An 18630-nucleotide genomic window follows, 5' to 3' on the forward strand; every position below is an offset into this window, starting at 1 on the left:
TTCATATAGCCTTGGTTATTTAGGCTTATCGAGAGAGGGTAGGGCCAATATGATCCATTCCGCCTAGATAGTCAGATAAGGCTTGCCCACCGACACGACTGCGATTGGGGTCGGGGTCAATCCGACTATAAACAACCGCATTTTCGAGAACCCGCTGTATATAATTTCGGGTTTCATCCAACGGAAAGTCTTCGATCCAGTCAAGCACATCGGCATGGGGTAATCTGGGATCGCCATAGCTGGAAAGGTAGCGATTCACATTGCCCGGCCCTGAGTTATAGGCAGCGACAGCGAGGAGATGACTGCCTTGATAATAGCTGCGCATTCTTTCGTAAAAACTAGCGCCTAATGTCAGGTTAAAGGCAGGATCATTCACAAGACGCGAAGGATCGTAGGATAATCCCAATTTTTGCGCCTGATCTCGTGCTGTTTTGGGCATTAACTGCATCAAACCCAATGCACCTACACTGCTTTTGGCATGGCGGTCGAACTGGCTTTCTTGGCGGGATAGGGCATGAACCATGACCCAGCTTGGTTCGCTTGACTCTGGAAGCGAATAGCTGGGATAACCGCTACGATTATAGGCAATGAGATCGCTATTTCGCATAGCACGTGAAGCCATGACAGCGAGATCTTGCCGCCCGATACGTTGGCTAAGATCGACCGCCATCGTATATTCATCGGGTTGCGTCAGGCTATTGGCAAGCGCACGGAGGAAAAGGCTCTGGTCACGCCAGTTTTGCTGCTGTCCTAAACGGATAGTTGCCTGCACCAAAGAGCGGCTATAAAAACTGTTTTGTTGGCTAGAGTCTGGTAGCGAAGCACTATAGGGCGGAATCGGCACGGCCTGACCCAGTAATTCAAGTGAAAACTGTCCGTAAAATTGATCAGGGGCTTGCCCCGCGGCAGCAAAATAACGACGAGCCAGTGCCTCATCGCGCATAGCCAATGCAGACCGACCTGCCCAATAATAACCACGGCTACGGCTTTGCGGGCTTTTTGAGGCGGCGGCGTAATTGCCAAAGAAAACCAAAGCCTCTTTGGGTTGGTTTAAATATTTTAAGGCCGTTCGCCCACCTAAAAACAGAAGATCAGTATAGCGATCCCGTATGGTGAAGGATTGCTCCTTTACCTTTCGACTGTCGGGGAAAATGCTGTAAACTTGCCGGACAATTGCCAAAGTTTGAGCATATTGTTTATCATTGGCGGTGGCCTTGGCAAAAGTCAGCAATAGGCTAAGCCATTCTTCGGCATCACTAGGCATTTGCTGCAACTGACGGGGGGCTGCCAATAATGCCCTTGCATCAAATGGGCGGGTTTTAGCGCGCAAATAAAGTGCATGATCGGCAAGAATACCGGGATTGTTGTCCGCATCAGAACCCAATGCCGATAAGAGGGCTTCTGCTTCGGGTGCCATACTCTGTAAGGCCATACGGGCTTCAAAAAGCGGTTTTTGGTCTTCACTAACGCGATTAAGCTGTAAGCGTGCCGCTTCGATATTATGGCCCCATAATAACCGATCTTCACGGATGGCCTGTTCTTGTGCTGTGAAGCTATTATTGAAGCGGATAAAAAGCTTGTTTTCAATATCTGGAGAGAGATAGCCTTCTGTCCATGCGGCTTTGGCCTGTCTTACCGCTTCTCCCTGTTGGTTATATTGATCGAGAATTAAGGCATAGGCGGCACGCCCATTATTGCTGACCGGAGGATAAAGCTGAAAAAAACGCAAGGCTTGCTGCGGTTTTTCTCCTATAGCAGTCAAAGCATCAGTTAAATTTTTTTCAGCCGCCTTTCTTAGGATATTTTCAGCTGGCCAATGGGGATTTTCTATAAGGAAAGAGGCATAATCCTGAAAAGATAAAGACGTGCCAGAACGTAACGTTTGCCATTTTGCAATTTTACTGTCTGTCTCGGCTGGCTGATTGACTATGGCAATGCTATTGCGTTGCCCGTAAGCCTGCCCGGAAAGAAACAGGCCAGCCGGTATGATGGACGCAAACAGTTTAAGAAACTGCCTGCGCTGTTCGCGCTGTCTGGACAGACGTGGCGTAACGTCTTTATCAGACGATAGTAAAGTTTGGTTATGGGCCATGGTCTTCACTATATGAGACAGCTTCATACCAAAGGGAAGGAGATGATAATGTTCACGGGCTCAATTCCTGCTCTTGTGACACCGTTTCGCAACGGAAAGTTTGATGAAGTGGTTTTCAGAGCGCATGTTGACCGCATGATCGAGGGCGGTTCATCCGCCGTAGTCCCCTGTGGAACGACAGGGGAAAGCGCAACCATGACCATAGAAGAACATAATTATGTCATGGCTGTCTGTATCGATCAGGTAAATGGTCGGGTTCCGGTGATCGCCGGATGTGGATCGAATGATACCAAGGTATCACTATTACATTTGCAACATGCCGCGAAAGCAGGCGCCACTGCTGGTTTGGTTGTTTTACCTTATTATAACAAGCCCAGTCAGGAAGGGTTATTTGCTCATTACAGCTATCTGGCTGAAAATAGCCCGATTCCTATTTTGATCTATAATGTGCCAGGCCGCACCGGAAGCGATATCTCGGTTGAAACTTTGGCGCGCTTGTCGCGTTTACCTGCTATTGTCGGTATGAAAGATGCAAGCGGACATATCGCGCGGGTTTCTGCGCAAAGATTAGCCTGTGGCGCTGATTTCTGTCAGCTGTCGGGTAATGACGATATGGCTTTGGCATTTAATGCCATGGGTGGTGTCGGCTGTATTTCTGTGACAGCCAATGTCGCGCCCAAGCTTTCCGCAGATTTCCAAAAAGCATGTGCCGAAAATCGGTATCAGGATGCCTTGGTTTTGCAGGATCAGCTTTATCCGTTGCATTCTGCGCTTTTCAGTGATTCTTCTCCGGCGCCAGTCAAATATGCCTTGTCTCGCTTATATCCGGAATTTTCGTCTGAATTGCGTTTGCCGTTGGTTCCGCCTACCGAAAAGAGCAAGGCTTTAGTCGATGCGGCGCTTTCCCATGCAAGGTTAATTTAAAAGATGGCTGCTTTTCGTCCACCTCAGTTTAAAAAATCCAAAATACTCGCTGAAAACCGGCGTGCCCGTTACGAATATGCGTTCGAAGATTTCTACGAGGCCGGTATCGCCTTGACCGGAACCGAAGTAAAATCTTTGCGTTTCGGGCAGGGGTCTATTGCTGAAAGCTATGCCGAGGTTAAAAACGGTCAGGTTACCCTGATCAATGCCAATATACCTGAGTTTAGTCACGGAAATCGGTTCAATCATGAACCAAAACGACCCAGAAAGTTGCTGCTTCACGAACGTGAAATTCGTAAGATGGTGACCGCCGTTTCCCGTGAAGGGATGACAGTCATTCCAGTCAGTTTATATTTCAATAATAAGGGAAAAGCTAAACTGGAGCTGGCAATTGCTCGCGGTAAAAAGACCCATGATAAGCGCGCAACGATCAAAGAGCGTGATTGGAAGCGTGATCAGGCAAGATTGCTGCGTGACAAAGGGTGACAAGATTTAAGGATGCTTAAAACAAAGAGGTTGTTCTTAGCTTGTAAAGATTCATTTGTGAGTAATTTTGCACAAATTTAGCGAAAACAAGTTACCTCTTTTTATTTGATTTTATCTTTATGTGTAAAATATGGTAGGCTCCGCGTTTTAAAAAAGAAAAGACAATGGTCTGGTTTTCTTAAGGAAGGTTTTTTGTGAAACATCCTCGTTTTTCTGTCGGACGTGCATGCATTGCAATAGTTGCTATGGCATCGGTCGCCGCTCCAGCTTTGGCTGCTGGAGAGAAGCTTTTGCCGAGTAAACCGGAAATCGGCCTGTTCGGTTTCGATGAAAACGGTATGAATCGTTCGGTTAATCCGGGCGATAGCTTTTATGATTTCGCAAATGGTGGATGGGATCAGAATACCCCTATTCCTGAAGACCGTGCTCGCTATGGTATGTTTACGAAGTTAGCCGATCTTTCTACCCAGCGGATGAAAGACATTCTGGATGAAGCTGTTAAGACGCCTGGCAATAAAAGCGGTGATCTTTACGCCAGCTACATGGACGAAAAGACGGTTAATTTGAAGGGATTGAGCCCTTTAAAATCGACAATCAGCACGATTAAAGCCTTAAAAAACCAGCATGACTTTGCACGCCAGATGGGCGCAATGTTGCAAACGGGTGTGGATGCGCCTTTTGCCTTCGCTGTTGAGCAAGATAACCGTCTTCCTGATCAGTATATCATTAATTTTCAGCAATCTGGTCTCGGCTTGCCTGACCGTGATTATTATCTGAATAAAGATCCCAAATTAGAAACGGTGCGTCAGGCTTATGTAAGCTATTTGACGACATTGTTGAAATTGGCTGGTGAAGCTTACGCAGAACAGCGTGCGGCTAACCTTATGGCCTTTGAAACCAATCTAGCAACTGTGCAATGGGCGAGGGCAGACCTTCGCAATATCGACCGCACCTATAACAAATGGCAGCGGGCTGATTTTGCAAAGCAGGCTCCGAATTTTGACTGGAATGCTTTCCTGACGGCAGCGCACATCAATACGCAGTCAGAATTTTTGGTCGGTGAACCCAGTGCCTTCGCAGGCATGGCGCTGAATATTTCAAAAACGCCGCTTCAGACGTTGAAAGATTATTTGCTGGTTCGGCTTCTGGATCAGATGTCTCCTTATCTGTCACAGCCTTTCTCTGATGCCCATTTCGCTTTTTATGGGACGGCTTTGACCGGACAGCCAAAAGATCAGCCTCGCTGGAAAAAAGCAACGGGTCTTGTCGATACAGCCTTGGGTGAAGATATCGGTAAAATCTATGTCGCGCGTTACTTCCCGCCAGAAACTAAAGCCGCAGCCGATCAGCTCGTTAAGAATATTATGGCAGCTATGGAACGTCGGATTGATAATCTGACATGGATGTCGCCAGAATCGAAGAAAAGAGCCCATTTGAAAATGGCCTCTTTCACGCCGAAAATTGGTTATCCTGATAAATGGCGTGACTATACCGGTTTAGCCATTATTCGTGATGATCTGGCTGGTAATGTTAGACGGTCAAATGCGTTCGAGTATCAGTATAATCTGTCAAAGCTAGGTAAACCGGTTGACCGTGGTGCGTGGGAAATGACGCCCATGACCATCAATGCCTATGCGAACCCGACGATGAACGAAATAGTCTTCCCAGCCGCTATTTTGCAGCCGCCTTTCTTTGATCCTAATGCTGATCCCGCAATCAATTACGGTGGCATCGGTTCGGTTATCGGTCATGAATTGAGCCATCACTTTGATGACCAAGGTGCGAAATACAACGAAAAAGGTGCATTGGCTGACTGGTGGTTGCCTTCAGATGTGGCTAATTTCAATGCGTTGACGGACAAGCTCGCCAAGCAATACGACCAGTATGAACCCATCCCAGGCTTCCATGTACAGGGTCGTTTGACTTTGGGTGAGAATATTGCCGATCTTGCTGGTTTGACCCTGTCTTATGATGCTTATCATGCCAGCCTTGGTAACCAGATTGCGCCTATCCTTGACGGTCTGTCTGGCGATCAGCGCTTCTATCTGGGCTGGGCTCAGGTCTGGCGGGTGAAACAGCGTGAGGCGGCTGAACGTCGTCAGCTTTTGACTGATCCGCATTCTCCATCTCAATACCGTGTGGCGACTGTACGGAATCTTGATCCGTGGTATAACAGCTTTAATGTCAAAGAAGGCAGCAAGCTGTATCTTAGCCCGAAAGATCGTATCCGCATTTGGTAATTTTTTCGACAATTTATGAATAACAAAGGGTCGGTGCTGCAAAGTATCGACCCTTTTATGTTTGCTTGAGGATGCTAAAAAATTACCTCGATAAAGTTGGAAAAATCTTGCTATCCACGGTTATATCGTTTCTGATGATCGAGTGTTAGCCATACTAGGGATAGCAAAATCATAATAGCTATCCTTTTTACGGTGGGCTGGATAATAATTTGACAGGGATTTTGTGAATATCCCCTTGCTTTTATTATTTCATCCGGTTATTAACGCGACCTCCGTTACCGTAGGAGTGTAGCTCAGTTGGTAGAGCATCGGTCTCCAAAACCGAGGGCCGTGGGTTCGAGTCCCTCCGCTCCTGCCATTTTTCGGTAGTCTTAGGTAACGTGACAAAATTTAGGCAAGGCTGATTTGAAAATCTAGCCAAATGCGTCAATAAACAGATTTTCAGCCTGGAGGCATGCATGGCCAAAATAACACCGGCCGAATTCTTTCGGCAGGTTCGGGCCGAAACTGCTAAAGTAGTATGGCCAAGCAGACGTGAGACGGTCATGACCGCTGTTATGGTTGCCATCATGGCAATTATGCTTGGTGTCTTTTTCTTTGCTGTCGACGCTGCTTTCAGCCATGTTGTTCGACTTCTCTTGTCGCTTCTGGCTTAAAGGATTTTGGGTTTCATGTCTCGCTGGTACATTATTCACGCTTATTCCGGTTTTGAAAATAAAGTCAAAGAAGCCGTTGCTGCTGAAGCAGAACGCCTTGGCCTTGAGCCGTTGGTGGAAGCTATTGAAGTCCCGACAGAACAGGCTGTAGAAGTTCGTCGTGGTAAAAAAGTAGCTGTTGAACGGAAATGCTTCCCGGGATACGTCCTCGCTAAGCTGAATATGAACGAAGACGTTTATCATTTGGTAAAAAATACTCCCAAAGTTACTGGGTTTCTAGGCTTCGCGGGTAAGCCTCAGCCGATTAGTGATGCTGAAGCCGAGCATATTCTTAACCGTAAGGCCGAAGCCGAAGTCGCGGGCAAAAAATCACAAATTAAAATTGACTTTGAAATTGGTGATCAGGTTAAAGTTCTGGAAGGTCCCTTCGCCAGCTTTAATGGCGTTGTTGAAGATCTCGACTTTGATCGTGCCAGAGTAAAAGTTTCTGTCTCTATTTTTGGTCGTGCAACGCCGGTCGAACTCGAATTCGAACAGGTTGAACGCGCCGAATAAACAATTCAGGTTTTTATTTTAAAACCTGTGCGGGAGATGACCATGGGGGTCATCGTTAACCGCTTAACCTGAAAAGGGTGATAAAATGGCAAAAAAGATTACCGGCTATATCAAGCTGCAAGTGCCGGCAGGTAAAGCTAACCCAAGTCCGCCAATCGGTCCGGCCTTAGGTCAGCGCGGTGTCAACATCATGGAATTCTGCAAGGCGTTTAATGCCAAATCGCAGGGCATGGAACCGGGCACCCCACTGCCAACCATCATTACGGTTTACGCTGACCGTTCTTTCTCTTTCGAAAGCAAGATGCCTCCGGTTTCTTTCCTTTTGAAAAAGGCATTGAACCTGAAATCTGGTTCAAAAGAACCTGGTAAAGCGGTTGCTGGTAAGATCAAGCGTTCGCAGATTGTCGAAATCGCTAACACGAAGATGCCAGATCTTAACGCCAATGATATTGACGCTGCAACGCGTATCATCGAAGGTTCTGCCCGTGCAATGGGCCTCGAAGTGGTGGAGGGCTAATCACATGGCTATTTCGAAAAAAGCAAAAGCCATTGCGGCCGCTGTCGACAAGAACAAGCTTTACACCGTAGCCGAAGCTATCGCGATCGTTCGCGAATATGCTACTTCCAAATTCGATGAAACCATTGAATTGGCGATTAACCTCGGTGTTGATCCGCGTCATGCTGATCAGATGGTTCGTGGTGTTGTTACCCTGCCTAAGGGCACGGGTAAGAATGTTCGCGTTGGTGTTTTTGCTCGTGGTCCCAAGGCTGAAGAAGCCAAGGCTGCTGGTGCAGAAGTTGTTGGCGCAGAAGACCTCATGGAAGCCATTCAGGATGGCACCATTGATTTCGATCGTTGCATTGCAACGCCGGACATGATGGGTGTTGTTGGTCGTCTCGGTAAAATTCTTGGCCCAAAAGGCATGATGCCGAACCCGAAACTGGGTACGGTTACGATGAATGTTACCGAAGCTGTGAAAGCAGCCAAAGGCGGTCAGGTTGAATATCGCGTTGACCGTACCGGTATCATTCACAGTGGCATTGGTAAGGCTAGCTTTTCAGCTGAAGATATCCGTACCAATTTCGATGCTCTGATCGATGCACTTTTGAAAGCTAAACCGACTGGCGCCAAGGGTCGTTACATGAAGAAAGTTTCTATTTCTTCGACGATGGGCCCGGGTCTTAGCATTGATATTGCAGATCTTCCCGCAGCGGCTTGATCTTTTACAAGTCTTTAATTAAAGACCTGTTCGCATTTAAAGTTTGTTCCGGATGGGCTTCCTGTCCGGAACCAGTGCCGTCCGAGACTGCGGGAGATAGTTACTCTATCTTAATCGCCCGCATAGACGGGGTTTCAGTGTTTACCGGCTTGTGAAAACAATGTTCGGTTGCCGAGCCCCACGGACAAAAGTAATCAGATAGCGTATTTTATCTGAGAGCTTTAATGCCTTAATGGATGGTCATTAAGGTAACGTATAAGGAGTGAGGCATGGAACGAGCTCAAAAAGTTGAGCTGGTTGCCGGTCTTAAAAGTGCGTTTGCCGAAGCAGGTGTCATTGTTGTCACCCGCAATCTCGGTCTGACAGTTGCACAGTCCACTGTGCTGCGGTCAAAAATGCGCGAAGCCGGTGCTAGCTTCAAAGTAGCTAAGAACAAGCTCGCCCGCATTGCAGTCGAAGGAACGCCGCAGGCTTCTCTCAGCGATTTGCTGACAGGACCAACGGCAATTGCCACGTCCCCCGATCCGGTAGCTGCTGCAAAGGTAGCTGTCGAATTTGCGAAGACCAACAAAAAGTTGGAAATCGTCGGTGCGGTCATGGGAACGACCCTTCTCGACGTTGCTGGTGTGCAGGCATTAGCTGAACTGCCGTCTCTGGACGAACTGCGTGGCAAAATTGTGGGTCTCATCAGTGCACCTGCAACCAAAATCGCGCGGACCATTCAGGCTCCGGCCGGACAGCTTGCTCGTGTATTTGGTGCATATGCTGCCAAAGACGCAGCCTAATTTTTTTGAGTAAACAACTGAAACCACGGGATATGTTATCCCGTTACGGAGTTAATCATGGCTGATTTAGAAAAAATCGTTGAAGATTTGTCTGCGCTGACCGTTCTCGAAGCAGCTGAACTTTCCAAGCTGTTGGAAGAAAAATGGGGCGTTTCCGCTTCTGCAGCTGTTGCAGTTGCTGCTCCGGCTGCTGCCGGTGGTGCTGCCGCTGAAGAAAAGAGCGAATTCGACGTCATTCTCACCGGCGACGGTGGCAAGAAAATCAACGTCATTAAAGAAATCCGCGCCATCACCGGTCTGGGCCTGACGGACGCTAAAGCCCTTGTTGAAGGTGCTCCGAAGCCCGTCAAAGAAGGCATCGCTAAAGACGAAGCCGAAAAGCTGAAAAAGCAGCTTGAAGCAGCCGGTGCAACGGTTGAACTGAAGTAAGCTTTATTTAGCTTCTTTGGTAAAAAAGGCGGTCTTTATGGCCGCCTTTTTTTATATTTAATTTCATAAATTGTATTCTGAGACGGCATCGATGCCTCTTGGTTAGATAAGAGAAATACTGCTGGATCAATTTTTGAGAAATTGGTCTTTTGCCCCTCGACAATCTCCAACACTATCCCTATATTAAAAGCATACGCATAGCCTATGCCCTAACAAGGAAAGGCTACCTGCTTGTTTTTCGGGACAGGATCCAACTTGCGCAGGGATCTAAGAATAGAAAACATCAGGAATATGACGCTGACAGCTGCGATACCAAAGATGTGTCGCGGCTTTTTGTTGTCTATAGTAATGTGCATAAGGCATTCGGCCAAAACCGGTAAATATTTTTATTCAGTTTAGAACAAGAATTTTTTATCGGCAGTAATCTGCCCGAAAGGGCGGCTGGTTGTGAAGCGTGAGGATTATATGGCGACCAAGGCATCTGCTATCGGCCACGCGAGTGTAAAAAAACGTATTCGCAAGATGTTTGGTAATATCCATGAAGTTGTGGATATGCCAAACCTTATTGAAGTTCAGCGTGATAGTTACGAAAACTTTTTGCGTTCACGTCCTCAAGACGGATATGTTTCGGGTTTAGAAAAAACCCTGCGTTCTGTTTTCCCGATCCGCGATTTCGGCGGTGTCGCGGAGCTGGATTTTGTCCAGTATGAGTTAGAAGAACCGAAGTTTGACGTTGACGAATGCCGTCAGCGGGGCATCACCTATGCTGCCCCAATGCGGGTCACCTTGCGTCTGATCGTTTTCGAAGTCGATCCTGACACAGAAACACGTTCTGTTCTCGATATTAAAGAACAGGATGTCTACATGGGCGATATGCCGCTCATGACGCGTAATGGTACCTTTTTCATCAATGGTACTGAGCGTGTTATTGTCAGCCAGATGCATCGTAGTCCCGGTGTTCTGTTTGACCATGACAAAGGCAAAACCCATTCTTCCGGTAAATTCCTGTTTGCTGCGCGTGTTATCCCTTACCGCGGGTCATGGTTGGATTTCGAATTTGACGCGAAAGATATCGTCAATGTTCGTATTGACCGTAAGCGCAAATTACCGGTTACGAGCCTGCTTTATGCTTTAGGTCTGAATGCCGAACAGATTCTTCATCATTTCTACAACACGATTACTTTTGTTCGTGGTGATGGTGGTTGGAAAGTTCCCTATGTCACTGAAAGCTGGCGGGGACGTAAGCCATTCTTTGATATTATTAATGGCGATACCGGCGAAGTTGTTTTTCCGGCAGGGCAGAAAATTTCTCCTCGTGCTGCCAATAAGGCAGGGCGCGATGGTTTGGAAACGCTGTTAATTCCGACCGAAGAAATCTACGGCCATTATTCAGCCTATGATATCATTGATGAATCAACGGGTCGCATCTGGATTGAAGCTGGAGACGAAGTAACGCCAGAAAATCTGGAATTACTTGATAGTGCTGGCGTTGAGACGCTCGAGCTTCTTGATATTGACCATGTTTCAACAGGACCATGGATCCGCAACACGTTGAAGGCCGACAAGGCTGAAGACCGCGATCATGCTCTGGCTGAAATCTATCGGGTGATGCGCCCGGGTGAACCGCCAACGAAGGAAACCGCTGAAGCGCTTTTCTATGGCTTGTTCTTTGATCCTGAACGCTATGACCTGTCGGCTGTCGGTCGTGTCAAACTGAACATGCGCCTTGACCTTGACTGCCCAGACACCACCACAACGTTGCGGGCGGAAGATATTCTGGCCGTTGTCAAAACGCTGGTTGATCTGAAAGACGGTAAGGGTGAAGTCGATGACATCGATAACCTTGGTAACCGTCGTGTTCGGTCAGTTGGTGAACTGTTAGAAAATCAGTATCGTGTTGGTCTGTTGCGGATGGAACGCGCTGTTAAAGAGCGTATGTCTTCCGTTGATGTTTCGACTGTTATGCCGAACGATCTGATTAATGCGAAACCGGCCGTTGCGGCTGTTCGTGAATTCTTCGGTTCTTCGCAGCTGTCCCAGTTTATGGATCAGACCAACCCGCTTTCCGAAGTGACGCATAAGCGCCGCGTTTCGGCTTTGGGCCCAGGTGGTCTTACCCGTGAGCGTGCCGGCTTTGAAGTCCGAGATGTTCATCCTACGCATTATGGCCGTATCTGCCCAATTGAAACGCCTGAAGGCCCGAACATTGGTCTGATCAACTCATTGGCTACCTTTAGCCGTATTAATAAATATGGCTTTATCGAAACACCTTATCGTAAGGTAATCGATCACAAGGTGACCAACGAGGTTATCTATCTCTCTGCAATGGAAGAAAGCCGTTATACGGTAGCTCAGGCCAACGCAGAATTAGATGCCGAAGGCCATTTCGTTGAAGAGCTGGTTTCCGCACGTGAAGCTGGTGAATTCTTGATGGCACCGCGTGAGCAGATCACGTTGATGGATGTCAGCCCGAAACAGCTGGTTTCTGTTGCAGCATCGCTTATTCCGTTCCTTGAAAACGATGATGCTAACCGCGCCTTGATGGGTTCCAACATGCAACGTCAGGCCGTGCCTTTGGTACGTGCTGAAGCGCCGTTTGTTGGTACGGGTATGGAAGAAACTGTTGCTAGAGATTCTGGCGCTGCCATTTCTGCTCGCCGTGCCGGTATCGTTGATCAGGTAGATGCTTCCCGTATTGTTATTCGCACGACGGGCGAAGTCGAAGCCGGTAAGCCGGGTGTCGATATCTATCGCTTGATGAAATTCCAGCGTTCCAACCAGTCAACCTGCATCAATCAGCGTCCGTTAGTCAGCGTCGGTGATTATGTGAATGCCGGTGATGTTCTGGCTGATGGTCCTTCTACGGAATTGGGTGAATTGGCATTAGGCCGTAACGTGCTGGTCGCGTTTATGCCTTGGAACGGTTACAATTACGAAGATTCCATTCTGATTTCCGAACGGATTGTTAAGGACGACGTCTTCACTTCAATTCATATTGATGAATTCGAAGTCATGGCACGCGACACCAAGCTTGGCCCTGAAGATATCACGCGCGATATTCCGAATGTCGGTGAAGATGCTCTTCGCAATTTGGATGAAGCTGGTATCGTTTACATCGGTGCCGAAGTTCAGCCAGGCGATATTCTGGTCGGTAAGATCACGCCAAAGGGTGAAAGCCCGATGACGCCAGAAGAAAAGCTGCTGCGCGCCATCTTTGGTGAAAAAGCCTCTGATGTTCGTGACACTTCTTTGCGTCTGCCTCCGGGTGTGGCTGGTACGATCGTCGATGTTCGCGTCTTTAACCGTCATGGCGTTGATAAAGATGAACGCGCTATGGCTATCGAGCGTGAAGAAATCGAACGTCTGACCAAAGATCGTGAAGATGAGCGGGCTATTCTGAATCGGGCAACCTATGCCCAGCTTCAGGAAAAACTGCTTGGCCAGACTGTTGCTGCTGCACCAGATAAGCGTATTATCAAGGGTGCCAGAATTGATATCGAGACGCTGGCTTCTGTTGAGCCTCATAAATGGTTTAAATTTGCTGTTGCCGATGATGCCCGTCAGGCTGAATTGGAAGCTATTAAGAACCAGTATGACAGTGCCGATGAAGCCATTCGTAAACGCTTTGAAGATCGCGTTGAAAAAGCACAGCGTGGTGACGAGTTACCGCCAGGCGTCTTGAAAATGGTTAAGGTCTTTGTTGCCGTGAAGCGTAAGCTTCAGCCTGGTGATAAAATGGCCGGTCGTCATGGTAACAAGGGTGTTATCAGTCGTATTCTTCCTGCCGAAGATATGCCTTTCTTGGCTGATGGAACGCCGGTTGATATCGTTTTGAACCCGTTAGGTGTGCCTAGCCGTATGAATATCGGACAGATATTCGAGACGCATTTAGGTTGGGCTGCGCGTGGTCTTGGAGCGAAGGTCAGAAATGCTCTTGAAGAATGGCGTGAGGCCAATGCCGACCGCTATGAATGGGATTTCTCCCCACCAGAAGCTGTCAGAGAACGGATGATTGAAGTCTATGGCGAGAAATACGCCGAAGACATCAAAAGCCGTGATGATAGAGATATTGTCGAAATGGCTGGTTTGTTAAGAAATGGTGTGCCGATGGCAACGCCAGTCTTTGACGGTGCCAAGCCAGAAGACATCTCTGCCATGTTGAATTTGGCTGGACTCGATGACTCTGGACAGGTTGAGCTTTATGACGGACGGACGGGTGAACAATTCGACCGTAAGGTGACAGTCGGCTATATTTACATGCTGAAATTGCACCATTTGGTTGATGACAAAATCCATGCCCGTTCTATTGGCCCCTACAGTCTTGTCACCCAGCAACCGTTGGGCGGTAAAGCACAGTTCGGTGGTCAGCGCTTTGGTGAAATGGAAGTCTGGGCATTGCAGGCCTATGGTGCTGCTTATACCTTGCAGGAAATGTTGACCGTCAAATCAGATGATGTTGTCGGTCGTACTAAGGTTTACGAAGCTATCGTCAAAGGTGATGATACGTTCGAAGCTGGTATTCCTGAAAGCTTTAACGTGCTTGTCAAGGAAATGCATAGTCTGGGTCTGAACGTCGAGCTGAAAACCTCGAAGGCAAAGAATGAAGACGATAACAGTTTTCAGGTAGCCGCCGAATAGAGGCCAGTTTTAAGATGCGGCATGATTTTTAATCATGCCGCGTAAGGCTGCCTTCTTATTTGTTGACCCTTTCTGAGGGATGAAAAATGAACGAATTAGCTAATTTTGCCAATCCGCTTGCTAGTACAGAGCATTTTGATCATATCCAGATCAGTCTGGCCTCTCCCGAGCGGATCCGTTCATGGTCTTTTGGCGAGATTAAGAAACCTGAAACGATCAATTACCGTACCTTTAAACCGGAACGTGATGGTCTTTTCTGTGCCCGTATCTTTGGCCCTATAAAAGATTACGAATGCTTGTGCGGTAAGTACAAGCGGATGAAATACAAAGGCATCGTTTGCGAAAAATGCGGCGTCGAAGTCACCGTTTCTAAGGTGCGTCGCGAGCGGATGGGCCATATCGAACTGGCTGCGCCAGTTGCTCACATCTGGTTTTTGAAATCACTTCCAAGCCGCATTGGTCTTCTGCTTGATATGCAGTTGAAGCAGCTGGAACGTGTTCTTTATTTCGAAAGCTATATTGTTATTGAGCCGGGGCTGACGCCTTTAAAGAAATTTCAGCTTCTTACTGAAGATGAATTACTGGAAGCTCAGGATCAATATGGCGAAGATTCTTTCTCAGCCGGTATTGGTGCAGAAGCTGTTAAAAAGCTTTTGGAAGCCTTGGATCTTGAAACAGAACGTGAAGATCTGCTTGAAGAACTGAAGCATACAAAATCCGAATTAAAACCGAAAAAGATTATTAAACGACTGAAAGTCGTCGAAAGCTTTATCGATTCCGGAAACCGTCCTGAATGGATGATTTTGGAAGTTATTCCGGTTATTCCGCCTGAATTGCGTCCTTTGGTTCCTTTGGATGGTGGCCGTTTCGCAACCTCCGATTTGAACGATCTCTATCGTCGCGTTATCAACCGTAACAACCGTCTGAAACGTCTGATGGATCTGCGGGCGCCTGATATCATCGTCCGCAACGAAAAGCGGATGTTGCAGGAAGCCGTTGATGCGTTGTTCGATAACGGTCGTCGCGGACGCACGATTACGGGTGGTAATAAACGGCCTCTGAAATCGCTCTCTGACATGCTTAAGGGTAAGCAGGGACGTTTCCGTCAGAACCTTTTGGGTAAGCGCGTCGATTATTCGGGTCGTTCCGTTATTACGACGGGTCCTGAATTGAAACTGCATCAGTGCGGTTTGCCGAAGAAGATGGCGCTCGAGTTATTCAAGCCGTTCATTTATTCGCGTTTGGATGCCAAGGGTCTTTCAATGACCTTGAAGCAGGCCAAAAAATGGGTCGAAAAAGAGCGTAAAGAAGTTTGGGATATCCTTGAAGAGGTTATCCGCGAACATCCGGTTATGTTGAACCGTGCTCCAACCTTGCATCGTCTTGGTATTCAGGCTTTTGAACCGGTTTTGATCGAAGGTAAGGCTATTCAGCTTCACCCGTTGGTCTGCTCCGCCTTCAATGCTGACTTTGATGGTGACCAGATGGCCGTCCATGTGCCGCTGTCACTTGAAGCTCAGCTTGAAGCACGCGTTTTGATGATGTCGACCAACAATATTCTGTCACCGGCAAATGGTAAGCCTATCATCGTGCCGTCACAGGATATGGTTCTCGGTATTTATTATCTTTCGATGGCGAAAGAGAATGAACCGGGCGAGGGGATGCGTCTTTCCAATATGACGGAAGTGCATCAGGCATTGAATGTCGATGCTGTCACTTTGCATACCAAAATCACCAGCCGCGTGCCTCAGGTCAATGAGCAGGGCGAACCCTATATGAAACGGGTGGAAACCACGCCAGGCCGGATGCTGTTGGGTGAAACCTTGCCGCAGAACTACAAGGTGCCTTTCGAAACGATCAACCGTCTGTTGACGAAAAAAGATATCGGTGACGTTATCGATACCGTTTATCGTCATACCGGTCAGAAAGACACTGTTCTGTTTGCTGATGCGATCATGTCGCTGGGCTTCAAATACGCCTGTAAGGCAGGTATTTCCTTCGGTAAGGATGACATGATTGTCCCAGCCGCTAAGGAAGCCTTGGTTGAAGAAACCCGCGGTCTTGTTCAGGATTTCGAGCAGCAATATCAGGATGGTCTGATTACCCAGCAGGAAAAATACAACAAGGTCATCGATGCATGGTCTCGTTGTGGTGATCGTGTTGCAGGCGAAATGATGAAAGAAATCCAGATGGTTCATAAAGGACCGGATGGACGCGAATTGCCAGTGAACGCTATTTACATGATGGCTCACTCTGGTGCTCGTGGTTCTGCTGCACAGATTAAACAGCTTGCTGGTATGCGTGGTTTGATGGCGAAACCATCAGGTGAAATCATCGAAACGCCGATCATCTCGAACTTTAAGGAAGGTTTAACCGTCCTTGAATACTTTAACTCAACCCATGGTGCCCGTAAGGGGCTGGCTGATACGGCATTGAAAACGGCTAACTCTGGTTACCTGACTCGCCGTCTTGTTGACGTCAGCCAAGATTGTGTTGTTGTTGAAGATGATTGCGGCACAGAACGCGCCCTTGAAATGAAGGCAATCACACAAGGTGGTAATGTTATTGCTTCCTTGGGTGAACGTATCTTGGGTCGAACTTTGGCTGAAGATATCATCGGTACCGATGGTAAAATCGCGATCGCGATCGGCACTCTGTTAGATGAAGCCCATATCGCCGTCATCGAAGAAATCGGTATTCAGTCCGTTAAAATTCGCAGTCCTTTGGTCTGTGAATCGCATGGTGGTGTTTGTGCCGCTTGTTACGGTCGTGACCTTGCTCGTGGTACGCCGGTCAATATGGGTGAAGCTGTCGGCGTTATTGCTGCTCAGTCAATCGGTGAGCCTGGAACGCAGCTGACGATGCGTACCTTCCATATCGGTGGTGCTGCTCAGTTGAACGAACAGTCCCATTTGGAAGCTGTTACCGATGGTCGGTTGGAATATCGTGATCTTCGCACGATTATTGATCCGCAAGGCAAACAGATTGCCCTTAGCCGTACAGGTGAAGTGGCTTTGGTTGGCCCTGATGGTCGAGAACTGGCTTCCAGCCGTATCTTGTTGGGTGCACATCTCCTTCATGATGATGGTGACATGGTCAAGAAGGGTGATCGTCTGGCTGAATGGGATCCATTTACCATTCCGGTTATCACGGAAAGCGCTGGTATCGTTAAGTATCAGGATTTGGTCGAGAACCAGACCCTTACTGAACAGGTCGATGAAGCTACCGGTATTTCTCAGCGTGTCGTTATCGAATATCGCGCCCCGCGTGGTAAGGACGATTTACGTCCACGTTTGACCTTGATGAATGGTGATTCAGGCGAAACCGCCCGTTACATGTTGTCACCAGGAACGGTTATTTCTGTTGATGACGGCCAGGAAGTGTTGGCCGGTACGGTTCTGGCGCGTGTCAGCCGTGAATCTGCCAAGACCCGTGATATTACCGGTGGTCTTCCGCGTGTGGCTGAACTGTTTGAAGCCCGCAAGCCGAAAGAAAATGCGATCATTGCGAAAGTATCCGGTCGCGTCGAATTCGGTAAAGATTACAAGGCAAAACGCAAAGTCATCATCCGTCCGGATGATGGTTCTGAAGCAATTGAATATCTGGTTCCGAAATCCAAGGTTATTGATGCGCAGGAAGGTGATCACGTTAAACGTGGTGACAACCTGATCAGCGGTAGCCCTGATCCGCATGATATTCTTGAAGTTTTGGGTGTTGAAGCTTTGGCTGAATATCTGGTCTCGGAAATTCAGGAAGTCTATCGTCTGCAGGGTGTGAAAATCAACGATAAGCATATCGAAACGATTGTTCGTCAGATGCTGCTTAAGGTTGAAATTACTCATGCTGGTGACAGCATCTTCTTGCCGGGTGAACAGGTCGAAAAAGAAGACTTTGAAGCTGTTAATGCTAAGCTTGAAAGTGATGGTCAGGAACCAGCACAGGCAATGCCTATCTTGCTGGGTATTACCAAAGCTTCCTTGCAGACGCGCAGCTTTATTTCTGCCGCATCCTTCCAGGAAACAACGCGTGTTCTGACCGAAGCCGCTGTTCAGGGTAAAATCGATACCTTAAGCGGTCTGAAAGAAAACGTCATTGTGGGTCGTTTGATCCCGGCTGGTACGGGTGCTGCTATGAAGCGTCTTCGGATCACAGCCAACAGCCGTGATGCCGCTTTACGCGCTGCTAACAAGGCCGTTGATTTCGAACCGTCTGCGATCAGTTTTGATGGCGACAAGACCGAAACACCGGATGCAGCTGAATAATTTTTAATTATTCTTTCTGTTGAAAAAGGCAGTGCTTTTCGGAGCGCTGCCTTTTTTTATGCATTGAGATCATAAATATGCGTTTGAAAATGCTTTGACTCCCAAGATTTAGGCGGTCTTTATTTTAGAGTTTTTATTGGGCAAATTTATAAAAATTAAGGGGGCGGGGCGATCTTGGTTGTCGAGTTCTGATCAACTTGTCAGGATAAAACCAAGATGTTTATAAAAGTTGAGAGCCTCTTTATTTTGTTGATTGGCATCAACGGAAGCAATGCCACCACATAAAGATATTACCTGCTAGACGAACTGGTTCCCAAAACTTTGCTCAAAAAATAGGGATTTA

The 18630-nt window shown here is 47.7% G+C and carries 12 protein-coding genes and 1 tRNA gene; 12 read left to right on the forward strand and 1 reads right to left on the reverse strand.

Annotated features, from left to right (window positions below; all coding sequences use genetic code 11):
* Positions 1 to 25: 25 nt before the first annotated feature.
* Positions 26 to 2092 (reverse strand): lytic transglycosylase domain-containing protein, encoded by a 2067-nt coding sequence (locus FBY58_RS03595; RefSeq protein ID WP_260432081.1) that lies wholly within the window; start codon positions 2090 to 2092, stop codon positions 26 to 28.
* A 48-nt stretch (positions 2093 to 2140) separates the two neighbouring features.
* Here FBY58_RS03595 and dapA point away from each other — a divergent pair, with 48 nt between their 5' ends.
* The 12 genes from dapA (at position 2141) to rpoC (ending at position 18287) form a co-directional block, all read left to right on the forward strand.
* On the forward strand, positions 2141 to 3016 hold the full coding sequence (gene dapA / locus FBY58_RS03600; protein WP_141919532.1) for a 4-hydroxy-tetrahydrodipicolinate synthase: 876 nt from the start codon (positions 2141 to 2143) through the stop codon (positions 3014 to 3016).
* A gap of 3 nt (positions 3017 to 3019) precedes the next feature.
* Complete coding sequence (gene smpB, locus FBY58_RS03605; RefSeq protein ID WP_141919533.1) at positions 3020 to 3502, forward strand: SsrA-binding protein SmpB; 483 nt, start codon at positions 3020 to 3022, stop codon at positions 3500 to 3502.
* Between the two features lie 194 nt (positions 3503 to 3696).
* On the forward strand, positions 3697 to 5742 hold the full coding sequence (locus tag FBY58_RS03610) for a M13 family metallopeptidase (RefSeq protein ID WP_141919534.1): 2046 nt from the start codon (positions 3697 to 3699) through the stop codon (positions 5740 to 5742).
* A 282-nt stretch (positions 5743 to 6024) separates the two neighbouring features.
* Positions 6025 to 6100, forward strand: a tRNA-Trp gene (locus tag FBY58_RS03615).
* A gap of 100 nt (positions 6101 to 6200) precedes the next feature.
* Positions 6201 to 6398 (forward strand): preprotein translocase subunit SecE, encoded by a 198-nt coding sequence (gene secE, locus FBY58_RS03620; RefSeq protein ID WP_141919535.1) that lies wholly within the window; start codon positions 6201 to 6203, stop codon positions 6396 to 6398.
* Between the two features lie 15 nt (positions 6399 to 6413).
* A complete protein-coding gene (nusG, locus tag FBY58_RS03625) occupies positions 6414 to 6953 on the forward strand; it encodes a transcription termination/antitermination protein NusG (RefSeq protein WP_141919536.1) in 540 nt (179 codons plus the stop codon).
* A gap of 85 nt (positions 6954 to 7038) precedes the next feature.
* A complete protein-coding gene (gene rplK, locus FBY58_RS03630; protein WP_141919537.1) occupies positions 7039 to 7470 on the forward strand; it encodes a 50S ribosomal protein L11 in 432 nt (143 codons plus the stop codon).
* Positions 7471 to 7474: 4 nt separating this feature from the next.
* Positions 7475 to 8173: a 50S ribosomal protein L1 gene (gene rplA / locus FBY58_RS03635; protein ID WP_141919538.1), complete on the forward strand. Its 699-nt coding sequence runs from the start codon at positions 7475 to 7477 to the stop codon at positions 8171 to 8173.
* A 269-nt stretch (positions 8174 to 8442) separates the two neighbouring features.
* The gene (gene rplJ / locus FBY58_RS03640; protein WP_141919539.1) at positions 8443 to 8958 is read left to right on the forward strand and encodes a 50S ribosomal protein L10; all 516 of its coding nucleotides are present in this window, start codon (positions 8443 to 8445) and stop codon (positions 8956 to 8958) included.
* A gap of 57 nt (positions 8959 to 9015) precedes the next feature.
* Positions 9016 to 9387 (forward strand): 50S ribosomal protein L7/L12, encoded by a 372-nt coding sequence (rplL, locus tag FBY58_RS03645; protein WP_141919540.1) that lies wholly within the window; start codon positions 9016 to 9018, stop codon positions 9385 to 9387.
* Positions 9388 to 9852: 465 nt separating this feature from the next.
* Positions 9853 to 14025, forward strand: coding sequence for a DNA-directed RNA polymerase subunit beta (gene rpoB, locus FBY58_RS03655; protein WP_141920602.1), 4173 nt, complete (start codon positions 9853 to 9855; stop codon positions 14023 to 14025).
* A gap of 86 nt (positions 14026 to 14111) precedes the next feature.
* The gene (rpoC, locus tag FBY58_RS03660) at positions 14112 to 18287 is read left to right on the forward strand and encodes a DNA-directed RNA polymerase subunit beta' (RefSeq protein WP_141919541.1); all 4176 of its coding nucleotides are present in this window, start codon (positions 14112 to 14114) and stop codon (positions 18285 to 18287) included.
* Positions 18288 to 18630: the final 343 nt, after the last annotated feature.

The sequence above is a fragment of the Zymomonas mobilis genome (assembly GCF_006715975.1).
Lineage (GTDB): Bacteria > Pseudomonadota > Alphaproteobacteria > Sphingomonadales > Sphingomonadaceae > Zymomonas > Zymomonas mobilis_B.